Annotated in this window: 18 protein-coding genes; 10 read left to right on the forward strand and 8 right to left on the reverse strand. The window is 75.4% G+C overall.

What is annotated here, in order from left to right:
- Positions 1 to 136 precede the first annotated feature (136 nt).
- The 3 genes from ACIRPH_RS01070 to ACIRPH_RS01080 all read left to right on the forward strand — a co-directional run bounded on the left by ACIRPH_RS01070 (position 137) and on the right by ACIRPH_RS01080 (position 2,270).
- Complete coding sequence (locus tag ACIRPH_RS01070) at positions 137 to 778, forward strand: TetR/AcrR family transcriptional regulator (protein WP_402907848.1); 642 nt, start codon at positions 137 to 139, stop codon at positions 776 to 778.
- Positions 775 to 1,527, forward strand: coding sequence for a DUF4097 family beta strand repeat-containing protein (locus ACIRPH_RS01075; protein ID WP_402907850.1), 753 nt, complete (start codon positions 775 to 777; stop codon positions 1,525 to 1,527). Before ACIRPH_RS01070 ends, ACIRPH_RS01075 begins: the two co-directional genes overlap by 4 nt.
- Before the next feature lie 257 nt (positions 1,528 to 1,784).
- Entirely contained in the window at positions 1,785 to 2,270 is a 486-nt protein-coding gene (locus ACIRPH_RS01080) for a CarD family transcriptional regulator (protein ID WP_402907852.1), read from the forward strand.
- Positions 2,271 to 2,367: 97 nt separating this feature from the next.
- Here ACIRPH_RS01080 and ACIRPH_RS01085 read toward each other — a convergent pair whose 3' ends face one another.
- The gene (locus ACIRPH_RS01085; RefSeq protein ID WP_402907854.1) at positions 2,368 to 2,934 is read right to left on the reverse strand and encodes a dihydrofolate reductase family protein; all 567 of its coding nucleotides are present in this window, start codon (positions 2,932 to 2,934) and stop codon (positions 2,368 to 2,370) included.
- A gap of 350 nt (positions 2,935 to 3,284) precedes the next feature.
- On the opposite strand from ACIRPH_RS01085, the gene ACIRPH_RS01090 reads away from it, so the two are divergent.
- Positions 3,285 to 3,911 (forward strand): GAP family protein, encoded by a 627-nt coding sequence (locus tag ACIRPH_RS01090; protein WP_402907856.1) that lies wholly within the window; start codon positions 3,285 to 3,287, stop codon positions 3,909 to 3,911.
- A 132-nt stretch (positions 3,912 to 4,043) separates the two neighbouring features.
- The gene (locus ACIRPH_RS01095; RefSeq protein WP_402907858.1) at positions 4,044 to 5,759 is read left to right on the forward strand and encodes a DUF885 domain-containing protein; all 1,716 of its coding nucleotides are present in this window, start codon (positions 4,044 to 4,046) and stop codon (positions 5,757 to 5,759) included.
- Positions 5,760 to 5,789: 30 nt separating this feature from the next.
- Here the strand turns inward: ACIRPH_RS01095 and ACIRPH_RS01100 are convergent, their stop codons facing one another.
- Positions 5,790 to 6,743, reverse strand: coding sequence for a GlxA family transcriptional regulator (locus tag ACIRPH_RS01100; RefSeq protein ID WP_402907860.1), 954 nt, complete (start codon positions 6,741 to 6,743; stop codon positions 5,790 to 5,792).
- 101 nt (positions 6,744 to 6,844) lie between these two features.
- On the opposite strand from ACIRPH_RS01100, the gene ACIRPH_RS01105 reads away from it, so the two are divergent.
- The gene (locus tag ACIRPH_RS01105) at positions 6,845 to 7,918 is read left to right on the forward strand and encodes a saccharopine dehydrogenase NADP-binding domain-containing protein (protein WP_402907862.1); all 1,074 of its coding nucleotides are present in this window, start codon (positions 6,845 to 6,847) and stop codon (positions 7,916 to 7,918) included.
- A 42-nt stretch (positions 7,919 to 7,960) separates the two neighbouring features.
- Here ACIRPH_RS01105 and ACIRPH_RS01110 read toward each other — a convergent pair whose 3' ends face one another.
- Positions 7,961 to 8,458: a MarR family winged helix-turn-helix transcriptional regulator gene (locus tag ACIRPH_RS01110; protein ID WP_402907864.1), complete on the reverse strand. Its 498-nt coding sequence runs from the start codon at positions 8,456 to 8,458 to the stop codon at positions 7,961 to 7,963.
- Between the two features lie 362 nt (positions 8,459 to 8,820).
- Positions 8,821 to 9,471 (reverse strand): CatB-related O-acetyltransferase, encoded by a 651-nt coding sequence (locus ACIRPH_RS01115; protein ID WP_402907866.1) that lies wholly within the window; start codon positions 9,469 to 9,471, stop codon positions 8,821 to 8,823.
- Positions 9,472 to 9,921: 450 nt separating this feature from the next.
- On the opposite strand from ACIRPH_RS01115, the gene ACIRPH_RS01120 reads away from it, so the two are divergent.
- From ACIRPH_RS01120 to ACIRPH_RS01130, 3 genes are all read left to right on the forward strand, one after another.
- Complete coding sequence (locus tag ACIRPH_RS01120; protein ID WP_402907868.1) at positions 9,922 to 10,431, forward strand: DUF2255 family protein; 510 nt, start codon at positions 9,922 to 9,924, stop codon at positions 10,429 to 10,431.
- A 233-nt stretch (positions 10,432 to 10,664) separates the two neighbouring features.
- Positions 10,665 to 11,579: a class A beta-lactamase gene (bla, locus tag ACIRPH_RS01125; RefSeq protein WP_402907870.1), complete on the forward strand. Its 915-nt coding sequence runs from the start codon at positions 10,665 to 10,667 to the stop codon at positions 11,577 to 11,579.
- Positions 11,580 to 11,710: 131 nt separating this feature from the next.
- On the forward strand, positions 11,711 to 12,409 hold the full coding sequence (locus tag ACIRPH_RS01130) for a hypothetical protein (protein WP_402907872.1): 699 nt from the start codon (positions 11,711 to 11,713) through the stop codon (positions 12,407 to 12,409).
- A 70-nt stretch (positions 12,410 to 12,479) separates the two neighbouring features.
- Here ACIRPH_RS01130 and ACIRPH_RS01135 read toward each other — a convergent pair whose 3' ends face one another.
- Positions 12,480 to 13,670: an MFS transporter gene (locus ACIRPH_RS01135; RefSeq protein ID WP_402907874.1), complete on the reverse strand. Its 1,191-nt coding sequence runs from the start codon at positions 13,668 to 13,670 to the stop codon at positions 12,480 to 12,482.
- A gap of 207 nt (positions 13,671 to 13,877) precedes the next feature.
- Between ACIRPH_RS01135 and ACIRPH_RS01140 the strand changes: the two genes are divergently transcribed.
- A complete protein-coding gene (locus ACIRPH_RS01140; protein WP_402907876.1) occupies positions 13,878 to 14,360 on the forward strand; it encodes a YbaK/EbsC family protein in 483 nt (160 codons plus the stop codon).
- Between the two features lie 67 nt (positions 14,361 to 14,427).
- On the opposite strand, the gene ACIRPH_RS01145 is transcribed toward ACIRPH_RS01140, so the two are convergent.
- From ACIRPH_RS01145 to ACIRPH_RS01155, 3 genes are all read right to left on the reverse strand, one after another.
- On the reverse strand, positions 14,428 to 15,048 hold the full coding sequence (locus ACIRPH_RS01145; RefSeq protein ID WP_402907878.1) for a maleylpyruvate isomerase family mycothiol-dependent enzyme: 621 nt from the start codon (positions 15,046 to 15,048) through the stop codon (positions 14,428 to 14,430).
- Positions 15,049 to 15,292: 244 nt separating this feature from the next.
- Positions 15,293 to 16,018, reverse strand: coding sequence for a class I SAM-dependent methyltransferase (locus ACIRPH_RS01150; protein ID WP_402907880.1), 726 nt, complete (start codon positions 16,016 to 16,018; stop codon positions 15,293 to 15,295).
- Between the two features lie 249 nt (positions 16,019 to 16,267).
- The coding region (locus tag ACIRPH_RS01155) for a tectonin domain-containing protein (protein WP_402907882.1) at positions 16,268 to 16,770 on the reverse strand (503 nt) is incomplete at its 5' end.

Here is a 16,770-nt window from a genome sequence, read left to right on the forward strand (position 1 = left end):
GCCGTGCTGCCCCCGGGGGCGGCCGTGTCCGCCCACTACCCGTGGGCACGCGCCGGAAAACGGGGGGCGGCCCGGGGCCGCGGAAGACTTCAGTACCGAAAGTATCCGATACCCATGGGTATGCTAACCTCGCCCCATGAGCGAAGACCCCGGGGGTCCGTCTCCCCGCACCCCCCGTGAAGAGGTGCGGCGCCGCCTCCTGTCGGCAGCCGTGCGCGCGTTCGCCGAGCACGGCTACGCCGACAGCCGCCTGGAGGACATCGCGCGCGCGGCGGGCTTCACCAAGGGGGCCGTCTACTCCAACTTCGGCGGCAAGCACGACCTGTTCGGCGCGGTCCTGCGGGAGCGCTCCGACGCCGAGATCGACACCCTGCTCGCACGGATCGGCGAGTCCGCCGACCCCGCCGACGCCGTCGCGGCCACCGTCCGCGACGTGGCCCGGCGCATCACCGAGGACCCCGAGCGCGGCCGGCTGGGCCTGGAGTTCGCCGCCCGGGCGACCCGCGACGCGCAGACCCGCGACGTGGTCGGCCGGACGCGGCGCGCCCAGCGGGAGGCGGTCGCCGACGCCGTCTCCCGGTTCGCCGCCAGGGGCGTGCCCCTGGGCGCCGATCCCGCCCTCACCGCCCTGATCCTGCACTGCCTGACCAACGGCCTGTCCATGGAGCACCTGGCCGACCCCGGGGCGGTCGACACGGAAACGATCGAGAGGGCGCTGGGCGCCGTCATCGCGGCCCTGGCCCCCGTGCCACCGCCCGACCCCGAGGAGCCGCAGTGAACACGAAACCGGCCGTCCTGGCCACGGCGTGCGCCGCCGCGACCGTCCTGCTGCTGTCCGGATGCGCCTCCTCCGCGACGGTCGACGAGGCCGAGGCGCAGCACCGCAGCTTCTCACCGGCCTCGGACGTCCTCACCATCGCGGTCGACCGGGGCGACCTGGAGGTCGTCCCCGCCGAGGTGGACGACATCCAGGTGACGCGGTGGGTGTCGGGCGGGGCGGTCGTCGGCCCGCCGCGCGCCACCTGGGAGCTGGACGGGGAGACCCTGTCGCTCCAGCTCCACTGCGGGCCGAGGGCCGGCTGCGACGCCCGCTACGAGGTGGCCGTGCCCGAGGGGACCTCGCTCACGGTGGAGGGCGGCAACGGCGACACCACGGCCACCGGCTTCGCGGAGCCGCTGGAGATCGGCACCGACAACGGGCGGGTGACGGTGGAGAACGTGTCCGGTCCGCTCGTCCTGCGCAGCGGGAACGGCGGACTGCACGCCCGCGGGATCGTCTCGCCGACCCTGGAGGCGCACACGGAGAACGGAACGATCGACGTGTCCTTCGCCAGGGCGCCCGACGACGTCCGGGTGAGCACGGCGAACGGGTCCGCGACGGTGGAGCTCCCGGAGGCCGGGTACGACGTGTCGTCCTCCTCCGACAACGGCGAGGTGGTGACCGACGTGGAGGTGGCGCCCGGAAGCGGCCACGTGATCTCCGCCGAGACGGAGAACGGCGACATCCGCCTGGTCCCCGCACGCTGACGCGCCGTGCCCGGCACGGCGGGGCGGCCTCCCGCCGGGCCCGGCCCGGGGGAACGGGAAGGGGCGGAGCGGGGGGTTTCCCGCATTTCACCTTGACCTGACGCGAGACTCCTATAGTCTCCGCCGGTGATCAACCGACTGAACGGGCACCATGAGGATGAATCGCGCCATTCTCGTGTTCCGGACGTGCGCGCGACAGTGTTCTCCTCCGAACGGACGGCGGGCCCGGCACCGCTGGGGGAAGCGGCGGTGAACCGGTGGACCTGACCGTGGGACACGCCCTCATCCACCCCCGCCACGGGCTGGTGACCATCACCGGGCGCTCGACCAGGACGACCCCCGCGGGCGACGTCGAGTTCCTGACCCTGACCGTGCGTGCCTCGGCGATGGACATCCAGATCCCGGTGGCCAACGTCGAACTGGTGGGGCTGCGCAAGGTCGTCGACGACGAGGGCCTGCAGACGATCCTCGACGCCCTGAGCCGACCGCCGACGGACGACCCGTCCAACTGGTCGCGCCGGTTCAAGAACTACGAGACCAAGCTGGGCAGCGGGGATCCGCGCCAGATCGCCGAGCTGGTCCGCAGCATCAGCGACCGGCAGCGCGCCAGGAAGGTCTCCGCGGGAGAGAAGCGCCTGTTCCTGAGCGGCAGGGAGATGCTGGTGAACGAGCTTTCCCAGCACCCCGGCGTCGGCGGCCTCGAGAAGGCGGAGCGCCTGATCGAGGAGAAGCTCTCCTCGTAGCGCTCCCGCCCCGGACACGGGGCCCACCGCGCCGGCGCCTCGCGTCCGGGGGCGTCCGCCGGAGGACGCCCCCGGACGCGGCGCGCCGGGCCCGACCTCAGCGGACCACGTCGAAGACCTGCTTCTGGACGCCGTTGGAGTACACCGCGTGCTCGACCAGCCTGAGCTTCTGGGCGTCCTTGTCCGTGTCGCTGAACAGCCGCTTGCCCGCGCCCAGCAGGACGGGGAAGACGAGCAGGTGGTAGCGGTCGACCAGCCCGGCGTCGGCCAGGGACCGGCCCAGGGTGGCGCTGGCATGGACCGAGATCGGCCCGTCCCCGGTCTCCTTCAGCGCGGCCACGTCCTCGACCGAGCGCAGGATCGTGGCGGGCCAGCGCGGGTCGTCCTTCTCCAGCGTGGTGGAGACCACGTACCGCGGCATGGCGTTGTAGCCCGCGAACTCCTCCACCATCGTCGGCCACACCGGGGCGAAGGCCTCGTAGCTGCGGCGGCCGACGAGCAGGGCGGTGGCCTCCTCCTGCTCGCGGGCCTTGATCTCGTAGGCCGCCTCGTCCATCTCGACGTCCTTGAACGTCCAGCCCGCGTTGCGGTAGCCGGGCTCGCCGCCGGGGGCCTCCATGACTCCGTCGACGGACACGAACGCGGTGACGATCAGGGTGCGCACAGGTGACTCCAGGGTTGTTCTGTCTGCTTCCTCACCCACACGTCGAACGGGACGGCCCCCGATCGACACCGGGACAAAACTTTTTTTCGGAGGGCCGCCGAGCAGGCCCGGAAGGGACGGCGTGCGCGGGGAGGCCGGTGCGGCGGCGAGGGCACCACGGTGTACCGCTTGGGAACAGCATGACCCCGGGAACACCCGCCCCTGGCCGGGACCAGGGCGGCCGGCGGGTATCCCGTCACCGTGCCCCCGCCGGTCGGGGGACCCCGGCCGGGCGCGGAGCACGCGGGCGGCCGGGCACGCGCCGCACCCGGGCGGCCCGGAGAACATCCGGGACCCGGTGGGGAGAGGGTATGGACCTCAAGATCCTTCCGCTGGCCGTCACCATGATGGCGGGGCCGCAGATCATCGCCGCCCTCGTCCTGGTCACGACCAGGCAGCCGGTGCGCGTGTCACTGGCGTTCCTCGCGGGCGCGGCCGCCGCCACGACCGTCGGGGTGGCCCTCGCCCGCGGCCTCTTCGGGCTGTTCGGCGGCCTCGTGCCCCTGGGCAGCCCCTCCGACACCGGTTCGGCGGGCAACCTGATCCAGTTCGGACTGGTGGCGCTGCTCGTCCTCGCGGCGGCCAGGGCCTTCCTCCGCCGGAGGACGGCCGAGCCCCCCGGGTGGCTGACCGGGCTCATGGAGGCGAACACCGCACAGGCCCTGGCGACCGGGCTCCTGGTGATCCTGGCGATGCCGTCCGACGTCGTCGTCATGCTGACGGTGGGAGCGCACCTGGCCCACGGCGGCGAGGACTTCACGGCCGCGGTCGGGTTCATCGCCGCGACCGTCCTGATAGCGGCCCTCCCCCTCCTCACGCTCGTGGCCGCGGGCCGCCGTGCGAGGCGGGCCATGCCCTCCGTCAGGGACTGGCTGAACTCCCACAGCTGGGTGGTCACCATCGCCACCTGCGCCGTCTTCGTACTCCTCCTGCTGTGAGCGCGGACGGGGCCCCTGCCGGGCGAAGGCCGCCGCACCCGGACCGTGACCGCGCGGACCCGGGCCGTGCGCATGTGCTCCACCGCCCCACCGGTGTAGCCTCTCCCACACACCGTCCCGGGGGAGGTCTCCATGGCCGTCGACCGGCTCGCCGACGAACTCATGGACGCCCTGCTCGACGCGGACCCGGTCAGGGCCTCGCTCCTGGGCGTCCGCGACCGGGAGGACCGGCTGGGCGACCTCACCGAAGCGGGCGGGCAGGCGTCGACGGCGAGGATCGCGGACGTCGCGGCACGGGCCGCGGAGGTCGACCCGGACGGTCTCGACGCCGATGACCGCGTCACCCGGGCCGTCCTCCTCCAGCAGGCCGGGGCCGAGCTGGACCGCGTCGCCGCGCGCGGCGTCGAGTACACCGTCACCGACTCCTTCTTCGACCCGGCCGTGGGCACGCTGTCCCGGTTGGCGCTGGTCGGCGTCACCCGGCCGGAACACGCCGAGGGCTACCTGGCCCGTCTGGCCGGGCTGCCGAACCTGCTCGACACGATCGCGGAGAGGCTCCGCGCGGGCGCGGCCGCCGGTCGCACGCCCGTGCGGCGGTCGGCGGAGGCCGCCGTCTCCTACCTGACCCGCTACCTCGCCGCGCCCGGGGAGGATCCGCTGCGCCGCCCCGGACCGGTCGACGACGGCCCCGGGGCCGCGGCCTTCCGGGCCGAGCGCGACCGGCTGCTCTCCGACGTCGTCTCCCCGGCCCTGGCACGCCACCGTGACACCCTCGCGGCGGAGGCGGTACCGCACGGGCGTCCCGACACCAGGGCCGGACTGTGCTGGCTGCCCGACGGCGAGGGCCACTACGCCCGGCTGCTCCGGGGCCACACCACCACCGGTCACACACCGGAGGAGCTGCACCGTGCCGGCCTCGACGCGCTGGAGGGGTTGGCGGAGGAGTTCGCGCCGGTCGGGAGGCGGGTGCTCGGAACCGGCGAGCCCGGCGAGATCCTCGACCGGCTGCGCACCGATCCGGCGATGCGCTGGCGGGACGCCGCCGAACTGCTCGGGGCGGCCCGGGCGGCCGTCCGCCGCGCGGAGCGGGCCGCACCCGGGTGGTTCGGACGGCTGCCGTCGCGGGGCTGTGCGGTGGAGGCGGTGCCGGCGGCCGAGGCGCCGGGCGCCCCGGTGGCCTACTACATGCAGCCGGCCATGGACGGCAGCCGGCCGGGCACCTACTTCGCCAACACCCACCAGGCCGATCGCCGCGACCGGTACAGCGCAGAGGCGATCGCGTTCCACGAGGCCGTCCCCGGCCACCACTTCCAGCTCGCCCTGGCCCAGGAGCTGTCCGGCCTGCCGCTGCTGCGCAGGCTCGCGTCGGTGACGGCGTTCGACGAGGGCTGGGGCCTCTACTCCGAACGCCTCGCCGACGAGATGGGCCTGTACGGCGACGACCTCTCCCGGCTGGGCATGCTCGGCGAGGACGCGCTGCGGGCCTGCCGCCTGGTCGTCGACACCGGACTGCACGCCAGGGGGTGGAGCCGCCGGCAGGCCGTCGACTTCATGGCCGCGCACACCGCCGCCCCCCGGATGGAGATCGTGTCCGAGGTCGACCGGTACCTCTCCTCGCCGGGACGGGCCCCGGCCTACATGGTCGGCCGGTGGGAGATCCAGCGCATCCGCGCGGAGGCGGAGGCCGCCCTCGGCGACCGGTTCGACATCAGGGCCTTCCACGACGTGGTCCTGGGCAGCGGCCCGCTGCCCCTGGGGGTGCTCGACGACGTGGTGCGGGCCTGGACCGCAGGCCGGAGCCGCCCGGGACCCCGCCGGGACGCCCCCGGAGCCGGGCTCCGGCGCTGACGCGGGGCAGGTCGGCGTCGGGCATGCCCGTCACCCCCACCGGGGGTCCCGGCCCCGGAAGGCGCGCCGGTAGGCGTCCGGGGGCACGCCCACGGTGCGGTGGAAGTGGCGGCGCAGCGTCGCGGCGGTGCCCATGCCCACGGCCGCCGCGACGGTCTCGACACCGTCGTCCGTGGTCTCCAGGAGTTCCTGGGCGCGGCGGATGCGCTGCTCCAGCAGCCATCGCAGGGGCGTGGTGCCGGTCAGCGACCGGAAGTGGCGCGCCAGGTTGCGCGAGCTCATGTTCGCCCGGCGGGCCAGATCCTCCACGGTCAGCGGCAGCTCCAGCCGTTCGGCCGCCCAGGGCAGCAGGTCCGCGACGGGGTGGCCGTCCCGCACGGGGACCGGGGCGGCGACGAACTGGGCCTGGCCCCCGGGCCTGTGCGGGGGCACGACCAGGCGGCGGGCGGCGGCGTTGGCGACCGCCGAGCCGTGGTCGACGCGGATCAGGTGCAGGCACAGGTCCACGGCCGCGGCCTTGCCCGCGGAGGTGAGCACCCTGCCGTTGTCGACGTAGAGCACGGCGGGGTCGACCTCCACCCGCGGGTACCGGGAGGCGAGCTCCCCGGTGTGGGCCCAGTGGGTGGTCGCGCGCAGCCCGTCGAGGAGGCCGGCCTCGGCCAGCACGAACGCGCCCGTGCAGAGGGAGACCACGCGCGCCCCGGCCCGGTGGGCGGCGCGCACCGCGTCGACCAGCACGGCCGGCGGGCGCTCGTCCACGTCGGCCAGCGCGGGCACGACCACCGTCCCGGCGCCCGCCAGCCGGTCGAGCCCGTGGTCCGGCTCCAGCCGGAACCGTCCGGCCCGCACCGTTCCGGAGCCGCACAGGGCGATGTCGTACCAGGGGGCGGCCGTGCCCGGCGGCGCGGTGCCGAAGATCTCGCACGCGGCGGCGAGCTCGAAGTGCAGCATGCCGTCGGTGAGGGCGAACGCGATCGAGGACATGTCCGAAAGTGTACGCATGGTGGCGTTCCGGACGCTGGCGGCCATCCGCCGACACGGCCATGCTCTTCCTGACGGACTGATTCGAGCTCCAGGGAGAACCGATGGGATCAGGATTCGCGGTGGCGGTGGTCGGCGCCTCCGGGCACACCGGGCGGTTCGTGGCGGCGGAGCTGCGCCGCCGCGGCCACACCCCCGTCCTCGTCGGACGCGACGCGGGCAGGCTGCGGGACCTGCGTGCCTCCCACCCCGGGTCGCCGGCCCGGACGGCGGCGATGGACGACCCGGCCTCCCTCGACCGGGCGCTGGAAGGCGTGGACGCCGTGGTCAACTGCGCCGGGCCCTTCGCCGTGACCGCGGCTCCGGTGGTCGGGGCCGCCCTGCGCGCGGGCGTCCCGTACGTGGACGTGGCGGCCGAGATCGAGGCGAACACGGACACGTTCACGCACTTCGAGCGGGACGCCCGCGAAGCGGGGGTCGCGGTGGTGCCCGCCATGGCGTTCTTCGGCGGGCTCGGCGACCTGCTGGCCACGGCGGCGGCGGGCGACTGGGGCGGGGCCGACGAGGTGCACGTCGCCTACGGGCTGAGCGGCTGGGCCCCCACGGAGGGGACCCGCGCCGCGGGACGGGTGTCCCGGCGCAGGAGGGGCGGTCGGCGGGTCGTCTTCTCGAACGGGCGGCTGGAGCACCGCGACGGCGCCCCTCCGGTCACCGAGTGGGCGTTCCCCGGGCCGCTGGGCACACGTGCGGTGGTCGGCGAGTTCACGATGGCCGAGGTCACCACGATCCCCCGCCACCTGGAGGTTCGCGAGGTGCGCACGTACATGACGGTGGAGGCCGCCGAGGGCCTGTCCGCCCCGGCCGCGCGGACGCCGGTCGGGGCGGACGGTCCCGGTCGGCCCGCGGAGACCTTCCTCGTGGACGTCCTCGTGCGCTCGGGCGGCGCCGAGCGGCGCGCGTTCGCCACCGGCCGGGACATCTACGCCGTGTCCGCGCCGCTCGCGGTGGAGGCGGTGGAGCGGATCCTCACCGGGCGGACCGGGGCCGCCGGGGTGGCCTCCGCCGGTGAGATGTTCGACGCGGCGGACTTCCTGCGCGCCCTGTCCCCGCACGTGGTGACGGGCCCGCTCCACGGGGAGCGGACGCCCGGCGCGGAGCCCCTCGCCGCGGCGCCGTAGCGGCGGCCGGGGGCGGAGGCGGGGCGGGGGCCCGGCGGGCCCTCAGGCCCCCTCGATGCGCGACAGCCAGGTGGCCAGCAGCGCTTCGAGCTGTTCGGCCTCCTCGGCCGTGAGGGCTTCCAGGAGGCGCCGCTCGTCCTGCATGTGCTCGGTGAACGCCTGGTCGATGAGCGCCCTGCCCGCCTCGGTGAGCGCGACCGTGCGGCCCCGGCCGTCCCCCTCGGCCCGGCGGCGGGTGACGAGTCCGGCCTCCTCCAGCCGGTCGAGCCGCTTGGTCACGGCCCCGGTGGTGACCATCGTGAACCGGGCGAGTTCGCCCGGCGCGCGCTCGCAGGGCCCTCCCGCGCGACGCAGCGCGGCGAGGACGTCGAACTCGCCCTCGCTCAGCCCGTGGCGGCGGTAGACGACGCACAGCCGGTCGCTCAGGTGGGAGCCGATGCGGTGCAGCCTGCCGATCACCCCCTGCGGGGACACGTCCAGGTCGGGGCGCTCGCGTTCCCACTCGGCCTGGATGCGTGTGACGCGGTCGTACTGCTCCATGCCCCCAGTGTAGCTTCCGAGGAAGCTATTATAGCTTCCATGGAAGCTACATGGCGGTGGGCGCCCGCGACGGCGACCGCCCCCGTGACCGGGGGAAGGACGGCCGGGCCGACCGGCCTCCCCGCCCCCGCGACCGGGGCGCCGCCCGACTCGGCGCCGCCCGCCGGTGCGCCCACCGTCCGGGGGGCCGCCGGGCCCGCCCTGCCCCGCGTGCTCCCGGACCGGCTACCGGCGGTCCCCCGGCTGCGGCCCGGCCACGCCCCGGCGGGGCCGCGGTGAACGGCGGTACCGGTGGGACCCGGCCGTGCCCTGCCACGGCCCGGGGTCCGCTCCCCACCGGGCGGCGGTCCCCGCGCCGGGCCTCAGCCGCCGGACCCGCCCGGTGCCGCGGCCTCCAGGTCGTCGACGCTGCCCGACATGATCGTGCGCACGTGCTCGGTGATGTGCTCGGCGGGCCAGTCCCACCAGGCCACCGCCAGCAGGCGGGCCGTGGTCGCGGCGTCGAAGCGGGTGCGGATGAGCCGGGCCGGGTTGCCGCCGACGATCCCGTAGTCGGGCACGTCGGAGGTGACGACGGCTCCGGAGGCGATGACCGCACCGTGGCCGATCCGCACGCCGGGCATCACCGTCGACCCGTGGCCGAACCAGACGTCGTGGCCGACCACCGTGTCCCCCCGTCCCGGCAGTCCGGTGATCAGGTCGAAGTGCTCCGACCACGAGCCGCCCATCGTGGGGAAGGGGAAGGTCGAGGGGCCGTCCATACGGTGGTTGGCGCCGTTCATGATGAACCGGGTCCCGGTGCCCAGCGCGCAGAACCGGCCGATGACCAGCTTCTCCGGACCGTAGTGGTAGAGCACGTTGCGCGTCTCGAACGCGGTCGGGTCGTCGGGGTCGTCGTAGTAGGAGTACTCGCCGACCTCGATGAGAGGGGACGTCACCAGGGGTTTGAGCAGCACCACACGCGGCTGCCCGGGCATCGGGTGGAGCACGGTCGGGTCGGCGGGCACGGGCATGGCGGGATGTCCCTCGGTTCGTGGGGTGTCGGGCCGTCCGATGATCCCAGCCCGGGATACGCCGGTCCAGGCGTTTGCGACCTGCGGGTCCGCTCGGGCGCCGCCCGCGCGTGCGCCGTTCCCGGACGGGACGGCGGGAGGGTGGGTGTGGCAGGGCCTCCCTCCGGGAGCCCCCGGATCCTAGCCTGGAGGGGCGCGGGCGGTCCGGCCGTCGTCCGCACCGCTCCCCCGGCGGGCCGCACGGCCCCCCGCCCCCGGGCGCCCTCCGGGGTCCCGTGCCGCACGCCCCCGCACCCGCCCGGCGCGGGGGACGGCGGGCGGGCGGGGACCGTTCCCCTCCCCTCGGGGGCGCGGACCGCGCGCGGTCCGCCGGACCGCGCCCCGCCACCGCGCACCCGCGATTCCCCCCTGTAGGACACCTCGAACGGAAAGCGAGATGACGAGACGCCGATGACGTGGACTCCCGAAGAGTTGACGCTGTACTCCTCCACCGAGGAGATCGTCCTGACGGTCGCGCACGACAGGCGTGTACTGAGGCGCGGCCGGAGGGTCTGGGTGGTGCGCGAGGGGGACGACCTCTACGTCCGCTCCCTGGGCGGCCACGCCTCCGACTGGTACCGGAGCGCGCGGACCCACCGCAAGGGCACGGTCCGGGCCGCGGGCCTGCGCAGGAACGTCGCCTTCGAGCCCGCCGACCCCGGGACGCGCGAACGGGTCGACGCCGCCTACCGGCTCAAGTACGGCCACTACGCCGCGGCCTTCCTCGACACGGTGACCGGAGACCAGGCGGCCTCCACGACGCTCCGGCTCGTGCCGTGCACCACGCGGACGCAGGCGACGGCGTGCTCCGCGGCCGCCTCCCCGGCCGACCGGGGCTCCCGGCCGCGCTCCCCGCTGGGCCCGGCCGGGCGCTGGCACGCCCTGTTCGAGCGCCCGCGCCGCCAGGAGGAGAAGGCCTGAGGCGGTCGGGACCGCCGGATCCGACCGCCGCGAACTGGGTTCATGTCGTTTCCGCATGGGACTGGTCGTTTCCGTCTTGGACGGTATCGGCGACCGGGCCCAGACTACGGACAGGGCCCGGAAAGGGGCAGGTCGCAGCGGGTCGGGTCCCGCCGCGTCCTCCCTCGTCCGACCCTGTCCGATCCGCGCCGCCCGGTCCTCCGGGCGGCGCACCAGACCACGAGGAGACGCACATGTTGTTCCCCACGGCCCGCAGGACCGGGCTCGCGGCCCTGGCCGCGCTCGCGCTCGTCCCCGCCGCGGCCTGCTCCGGCTCCTCCGCGCCCGCCGAGGCGGAGCCGGCGAGCGCGGAGGTGACGGCCGAGGACCTCTCCGGCGAGTTCGAGCGGCTGGAGTCGGAGTTCGACGCCCGGCTGGGGGTCTACGCGGTGGACACGGGGACCGGGGAGGAGGTCTTCCACCGCGCCGACGAGCGGTTCGGCTACGCCTCCACCCACAAGGCATTCACGGCGGCCCTGGTCCTGGGGCAGAACACCCCCGAGGAGCTGGAGGAGGTCGTCACCTACACCGAAGAGGACCTGGTCGACTACTCCCCCATCACCGAGCAGCACGTCGACACGGGGATGACCCTGCTGGAGGTGGCCGACGCCGCCGTCCGCCACAGCGACAACACCGCCGCGAACCTGCTGTTCGAGGAGCTGGGCGGACCCGAGGGGTTCGAGGAGGACATGCGGGAGATCGGCGACGACGTGATCTCGGCGGACCGCATCGAGACCGAGCTCAACGAGGTGCCGCCCGGCGAGACCCGGGACACGAGCACGCCGCGCGCCATGGCGGGGAGCCTGGACGCGTTCGTGCTCGGGGACGTCCTGGAGGAGGGCCCGCGCGACGTGCTCACCGAGATGCTCCTCAACAACACGACCGGCGACGAGCTGATCCGTGCGGGGGTCCCCGAGGACTGGCGCGTCGGTGACAAGACCGGCGGCGGCAGCCACGGCTCGCGCAACGACATCGCCGTCGTGTGGCCCCCCGAGGACGACCCCATCGTCATCGCGGTCATGTCCACCCGCGAGCAGGAGGGCGCCGAATTCGACAACGCCCTGGTCTCGGGGGCGACCGAGGTCGTCGTGGAGGCCCTGGCCCCGTAGGGGTCCCGGCCCCCGCCCGGGCGCGGCCCCCGGGCCCGTCCTCCGAGGGGGTGCGGTCGGCGCCCGCACCCCCTCGCCCGTCGCGGGCCACCGGCCCCGGCGGCGGGCCCGAGCTGTGGCAGGATGCGCGTGTGACAGAGGAGGCGGACCCCGGCGGCGCCCGTGCCTGGGACGCCCGCCTGGGATGGGCGCACGGGCTGACGGCGGACGACCCCGCCGCGCGCGAGGCGGCGCTGGCCCGCCTGCTGCGGGCCCAGGAGGGGGTCGGCCGCTCCATCGCCCGGTTGAACGAGGCGCTGCTGAGGCCGCCGCCGCCCGGGCCGGCCGGCCGCAGGCGCGATCCGGCCTTCGTCCGGGCGGCCACGGCCCACCGCGAAGCGGAGCGGCACTCGCTGCCCGAGGCCCTGTGGAACCGCCCGCCGGGGGACGTCAGGACGTGGGCGGGCCTGCCCTACGCCCTCCTCTACCTGGAGTGGGAGGCGAAGTACCCGCAGACGTGGACCCGGTACGCCAAGAAGTGGGGCACGAAGAGGCTCCTCCTCCGCGACGTGGCGGTGACCGGCCACGGCGAGGCCGCCAGGGCACGGCTGGTCGGCCTGGTCGCGGCCGCCGTACGGCGGCGCTACCGGTGCAAGGACCGCGAGTACGTGCGGGTGGCCAGGGCCGTCGACGGCGAGGACCTGCGCGTCGCCCTGGCCCCGGCGGCGGACTCGGAGGACGTCTGGGCCCGCCGCCACGCGGGCTACGTCCTCTGGCTCCTCGACCGCCCCGGGGTGCCCAACACGCGGCGCGTGTGGGAGGGGTGGAACGCCGGGGAGTTTGCGGGATGAGCCTCCCGCACCGGTTCCGTCGCGACACCGCCGAGGGGCCCGGGCGCGCCGCCACGCGGGCGGAGAGGGTTCACCCCCGGGTGCGCGCGCCCGGCGCCACCGCGACCGCCGCGGCCGAGAAGACCGCGCTCACGGCGAACACGGCGGGCAGCCCCGCTGTGGTGATCACCCCGGCCATGAGGACCGGCGTGAGCGTGGTGCTGACGGCCTGGAGCCAGTTCTGCACGGCCAGGGCCCGCCCGGCCCACGCGGTCCCGGCGATCTCGGCGACGGCGGTGAAGGTCAGGCCGTTGTGCCACATCGTCAGCACGAGGCAGGCCAGCAGCAGGGGCACGGCCGTCCGGTCCCAGACCCCGGGCAGGAGGGCGAGGAGGACCAGGCAGACCCCCGAGACCGCCGCCAGCCGCCGCACGGGCCGCATCCGGTCGCCGGTCCGGTCCGACCGGATCCCGAGCAGCAGGCGTCCCGCGGCGCCCGGCACCTGGGCCGCCGCGACCACCGCGCCCGCGGCGGGCGCGCCCCATCCCTGCTCCTGCACGAGGTAGACCACCGCGTACGTCATCAGCGCGACCTGGGGGACGCCGAGGAGCATGCTCACGCCGTGCACCCGCCAGATCGGGCGGCGCCGGTACGGTGACCCGGCGGCGGGAGGGACCGCCTTCCCGTCCTCGGGCGCGTGTCCGTGCGCGGGACGGTGCGGGGGCGGGCCGGGAGCCACGGCCAGCAGGAGCGGCACCGCCAGGAGCGCGAGCGCGGCCGGGAGCGTCATCGCCGCGACGAACCCCCACGCGTCGGCGGCCCCGGGCAGCACCAGGGCGGAGAGCCCCACGCCCAGCGGGAGCGCCGACTGGCGGATCCCCATGGCCAGGCCCCGCTCCCCCGCGTCGAAGCGGGACAGGACCAGTCGGCCGCTGGCCGCGTTGACCGGGCCGCCGACCGCGCCCACGAGCGCCAGGACCACCGCCGCGCCCCACACGTCCGTGACGAGCCGGAGCGCGCCGAGCGCGCCCGCCGTGAGGACCAGGCTCAGCGCCATCGTCGACCGCTCCCCGACCCGGTCGATCACCACGCCCCACAGCAGGAGGGTGAGGAGCAGGCCCAGGGACGGGAGCCCCGCCAGCACCCCCGCCTGCGCGGTCGTGACCCCGAAGGCGTCCCTCAGCTGCGGGAGCACGAGGGGGACGCCGAACATGGCGGACACACTGGCCACCTGGGCCACCATGCTGACGGAGAGGACGGTCCAACGGTTCCGTACGCGCACCCCGACAGCCTAGGCGCGGGACGCCCGGGGCCGGGGTGCCCGCCGCCCCTTCACCGGCCCCGGTCCGGGCGGCGTCCAGCCTCCGCCGGACCGCGACGCCCGGTCGCCCGCCGCCCCCTCACCGGTCCCCGGCCCCGGCGGGGCGCAGGCGTGGCCTGCCATCCTGGAGGACACCCATTCCCACGGACCGAGTACGGAGAGATGCAGATGGCGGACGGGAAGAGCCTGCCGGAGCGCAGTCGACAGGTGGCCGAGGCGCTCGCACGGTTCGGGGCGCGGGACCGGGTGCGGGAACTGCCCGCGTCGACCCGCACCGCGGCGGAGGCGGCCGAGGCGCTGGGCTGCGAGGTCGGGGCGATCGCCAACAGCCTGGTGTTCATGGCCGACGGGAGCCCGTTGCTGGTGATGACGAGCGGTCGGCACCGGGTGGACGCGGCCCTGCTGGCCGAGCGCCTGGGCAAGCGGGCCGTCAGGCGGGCCGAGCCCGGGGAGGTGCGCGCCGCCACCGGCCAGGTGATCGGCGGGGTGGCCCCCGTGGGCCACCCCGCGCCCGTCGAGACGGTCGTGGACACCGCGCTGGAGGGGTATCCGCGGCTGTGGGCCGCCGGCGGCACCCCCCGCACCGTCTTCCCCACCGACTACGCGGAGCTGCTGAAGATGACGGGCGGGACCCCGGTCGCCGTCAACTGACCGGGCGCGGAGCCGGGGCCGGCCCCGGCGGCTGTCCGCCGCCCCGTCCGACGCGGCCCGGGACGCCTCAGCAGCGTTCGCGCAGGACCTCGACGCCCTCGCCCTCCAGGTCGTCGCAGTACGCCGCGCGGCCGGTCATCGCCATGACGAGCGCCAGGGTCGGCCCGGAGACCGGGAGTCCGGAGCCGGTGGCGAAGGGGCCGTCCGTGGCGGCCAGGCGCAGCCCGCCGATCCTCCCCTTGGCCACGACCACGAGATCGGTGCCGCTGTAGTACTCGGCCAGGCGCGTGAGCGTCTCGACGGGGTAGGCCCGGCCGATCCCCAGGGGGCGGCGGATGTCCTCCCCGTGGACGACGGTCTCGCCCAGGCACGCCACGACCGGGCCGACGGGGGTGGTCGTGTTGGTCGCGACGCGGCGGAAGTTCTCCAGGGTCTCGGCCGGGCTCCGCCCGAGCTGCTCGGCCAGGCGCATCTCCACCTGCTTGTCGAAGTCGAACCGGCAGCGGACGACCCCCGCCATCCACCGGGCCCAGCTCAGCCCGGCGGCCGACGCCAGGTGGGCGAGGACCTCGCGGACGCTCAGCCCGGTGCACAGGGACTCCGTGGCCCACTGCCGGTCGGTGAGGTCCGCGAGGTCGGCGGCGAGCGAGGCCCGTTCGGTGTGGACGGTCGGCCAGAGTGCGTTCATGCGGGGAGCCTAGGTCCCGGCACCGACATCCGGGCGGCGTCGCGTCCCCGCGCGGCAGGCCTCGGGGCAGGGCCGCCCGGAGACCGGGTCCCGGCCCGCACGGCTCGCCGGGCGGCCCGGCGCCGGCGGCACCGGTCCCGTGCGCGCCGGAGCAGGCGTCGGCCCCCCGGTTCCCGGGTGCGGGTGCTCTGCGGGCGGCCCCGCCCCGGTGTCCGGCCGGCTGTCCGGACACCGGGGGCGGTCCTCAGCCGCCGACCGCCCGGGCGACGGTGACGATGTCGGTGCTCACGGCCGTGAACGGGCCACGCGACCAGTCGCCGTGGCGCTCCTCGACCTCCAGCCCGGCACCGCGCAGGAAGGCGTCGACGTCCTCGGGGCCGAGGAACCGCAGGCGGCCCCGGTCGACCCGGAGCGGCTCGCCCTCCCCGGTCGCGATGGTCTCGGAGAACGTGACCACGCCGCCCTCCACGGACCCGACCCGGTGCGACACGCGCAGCGCGCGACCCCGGTGGTCGACCACGTGGGCGGCGTTGTCCGGGGTCCAGCGCTCCCAGGCGCGGGCGAGGGGGTTGCGGGTGCCGAACACGAACCTCCCCCCGGGGACCAGCGCCCTCCGGACCGCGGCGAGCGAGGAGCGGAGTTCGCTGTCGGACACGAGGGTCTGGAAGGCGTTGCCGGCCATGACCGCGAGCTCGAACGCGCGGTCCCACGCCATCTCCTCGGCGCGGCCCCCGACCCAGGCGACGTCGTCGCGCACGCGCGCCCGGGCGAGTGCGGCGGGGTCGGGGTCCAGTCCGCAGAGCCGGCCGCCGTGCCCGTTCTCTCGGGCGCGGTGCAGCAGCGTGCCGGTGCCGCAGCCCACGTCCAGGACGGACGCGGAGGCCATGACGTGGGAGAGGTAGAAGTCGTCGCTCGGGTCCCAGGGGTTGAGGACGTCGTAGAGGGCGGCCGTGTCGGCGTCGGAGTACATCGCCGCAGTGTGCTGCCGGACGAGCCCGTTCCGCCAGGGGTTTTCGGCCGGACCGGCGGCCGGGGCGGGACCGTCCCCGCGTGCGCGGGGTGGTCGTCCTCCGCCGTGGAGAACACGATCGGGGAGGCGGGACGCCCCCGCGTGCGCGGGGTGCGCGGCGGGCCGGGGCCGCGGTCCCGGCCGCCGCGGCGGGCCCGGGGGTTCCCCGCGGCGGTCCGCCGCGGGGAACCCCCTCCTGACGCTCAGGGGCTAGGGCTGGTCCCCGGTGTAGCGGTAGATGGCGGCGTCGGCGTTGACGCCCCACACCGTGCCGTCCCCGGCCGCGCTGATCTCCTTCAGCCCGCCGGGGACACCGACCCAGGGGTTGGCGTCGTCATTCGTGAAACGGTAGACGGCGCCGTTGGCGTTCACACCCCACACGTTGCTCCGGGACCCCGCCGAAATCCTCACCAGACCCCCGGAGATGTTCTTCCAGTGGGACGAACCCTGGTCACCCGTGTAACGGTAGATCTGGTTGTTCGCATTCACACCCCACACCGTGCCGTCAGCAGCCGCACTGATGTCCGTGAGGCCACCGGGAACCTTGACCCAGGGATTGGCGTCGTCATTCGTGAAACGATAGATCTCGCCGTTGGCGTTCACACCCCACACATTGCTCCGGGACCCCGCCGAAATCCTCACCAGACCCCCGGAGATGTTCTTCCAGTGGGACGAACCCTGGTCACCCGTGTAACGGTAGATCTGGTTGTTCG

Source organism: Nocardiopsis sp. NPDC101807 (genome assembly GCF_044766605.1).
In the GTDB taxonomy this organism is placed as follows: Bacteria; Actinomycetota; Actinomycetes; order Streptosporangiales; family Streptosporangiaceae; genus Nocardiopsis; species Nocardiopsis tropica.

Bases quoted from the DNA above. Each gene is read 5' to 3' on its own strand.
- ACIRPH_RS01145 (WP_402907878.1), bottom strand. From the start codon at position 15,048: ATGAACGCACTCTGGCCGACCGTCCACACCGAACGGGCCTCGCTCGCC.
- ACIRPH_RS01095 (WP_402907858.1), top strand. From the start codon at position 4,044: ATGGCCGTCGACCGGCTCGCCGACGAACTCATGGACGCCCTGCTCGAC.
- ACIRPH_RS01110 (WP_402907864.1), bottom strand. From the start codon at position 8,458: ATGGAGCAGTACGACCGCGTCACACGCATCCAGGCCGAGTGGGAACGC.
- ACIRPH_RS01090 (WP_402907856.1), top strand. From the start codon at position 3,285: ATGGACCTCAAGATCCTTCCGCTGGCCGTCACCATGATGGCGGGGCCG.
- ACIRPH_RS01115 (WP_402907866.1), bottom strand. From the start codon at position 9,471: ATGCCCGTGCCCGCCGACCCGACCGTGCTCCACCCGATGCCCGGGCAG.
- ACIRPH_RS01105 (WP_402907862.1), top strand. From the start codon at position 6,845: ATGGGATCAGGATTCGCGGTGGCGGTGGTCGGCGCCTCCGGGCACACC.
- ACIRPH_RS01150 (WP_402907880.1), bottom strand. From the start codon at position 16,018: ATGTACTCCGACGCCGACACGGCCGCCCTCTACGACGTCCTCAACCCC.
- ACIRPH_RS01070 (WP_402907848.1), top strand. From the start codon at position 137: ATGAGCGAAGACCCCGGGGGTCCGTCTCCCCGCACCCCCCGTGAAGAG.
- ACIRPH_RS01120 (WP_402907868.1), top strand. From the start codon at position 9,922: ATGACGTGGACTCCCGAAGAGTTGACGCTGTACTCCTCCACCGAGGAG.
- ACIRPH_RS01140 (WP_402907876.1), top strand. From the start codon at position 13,878: ATGGCGGACGGGAAGAGCCTGCCGGAGCGCAGTCGACAGGTGGCCGAG.
- bla (WP_402907870.1), top strand. From the start codon at position 10,665: ATGTTGTTCCCCACGGCCCGCAGGACCGGGCTCGCGGCCCTGGCCGCG.
- ACIRPH_RS01100 (WP_402907860.1), bottom strand. From the start codon at position 6,743: ATGTCCTCGATCGCGTTCGCCCTCACCGACGGCATGCTGCACTTCGAG.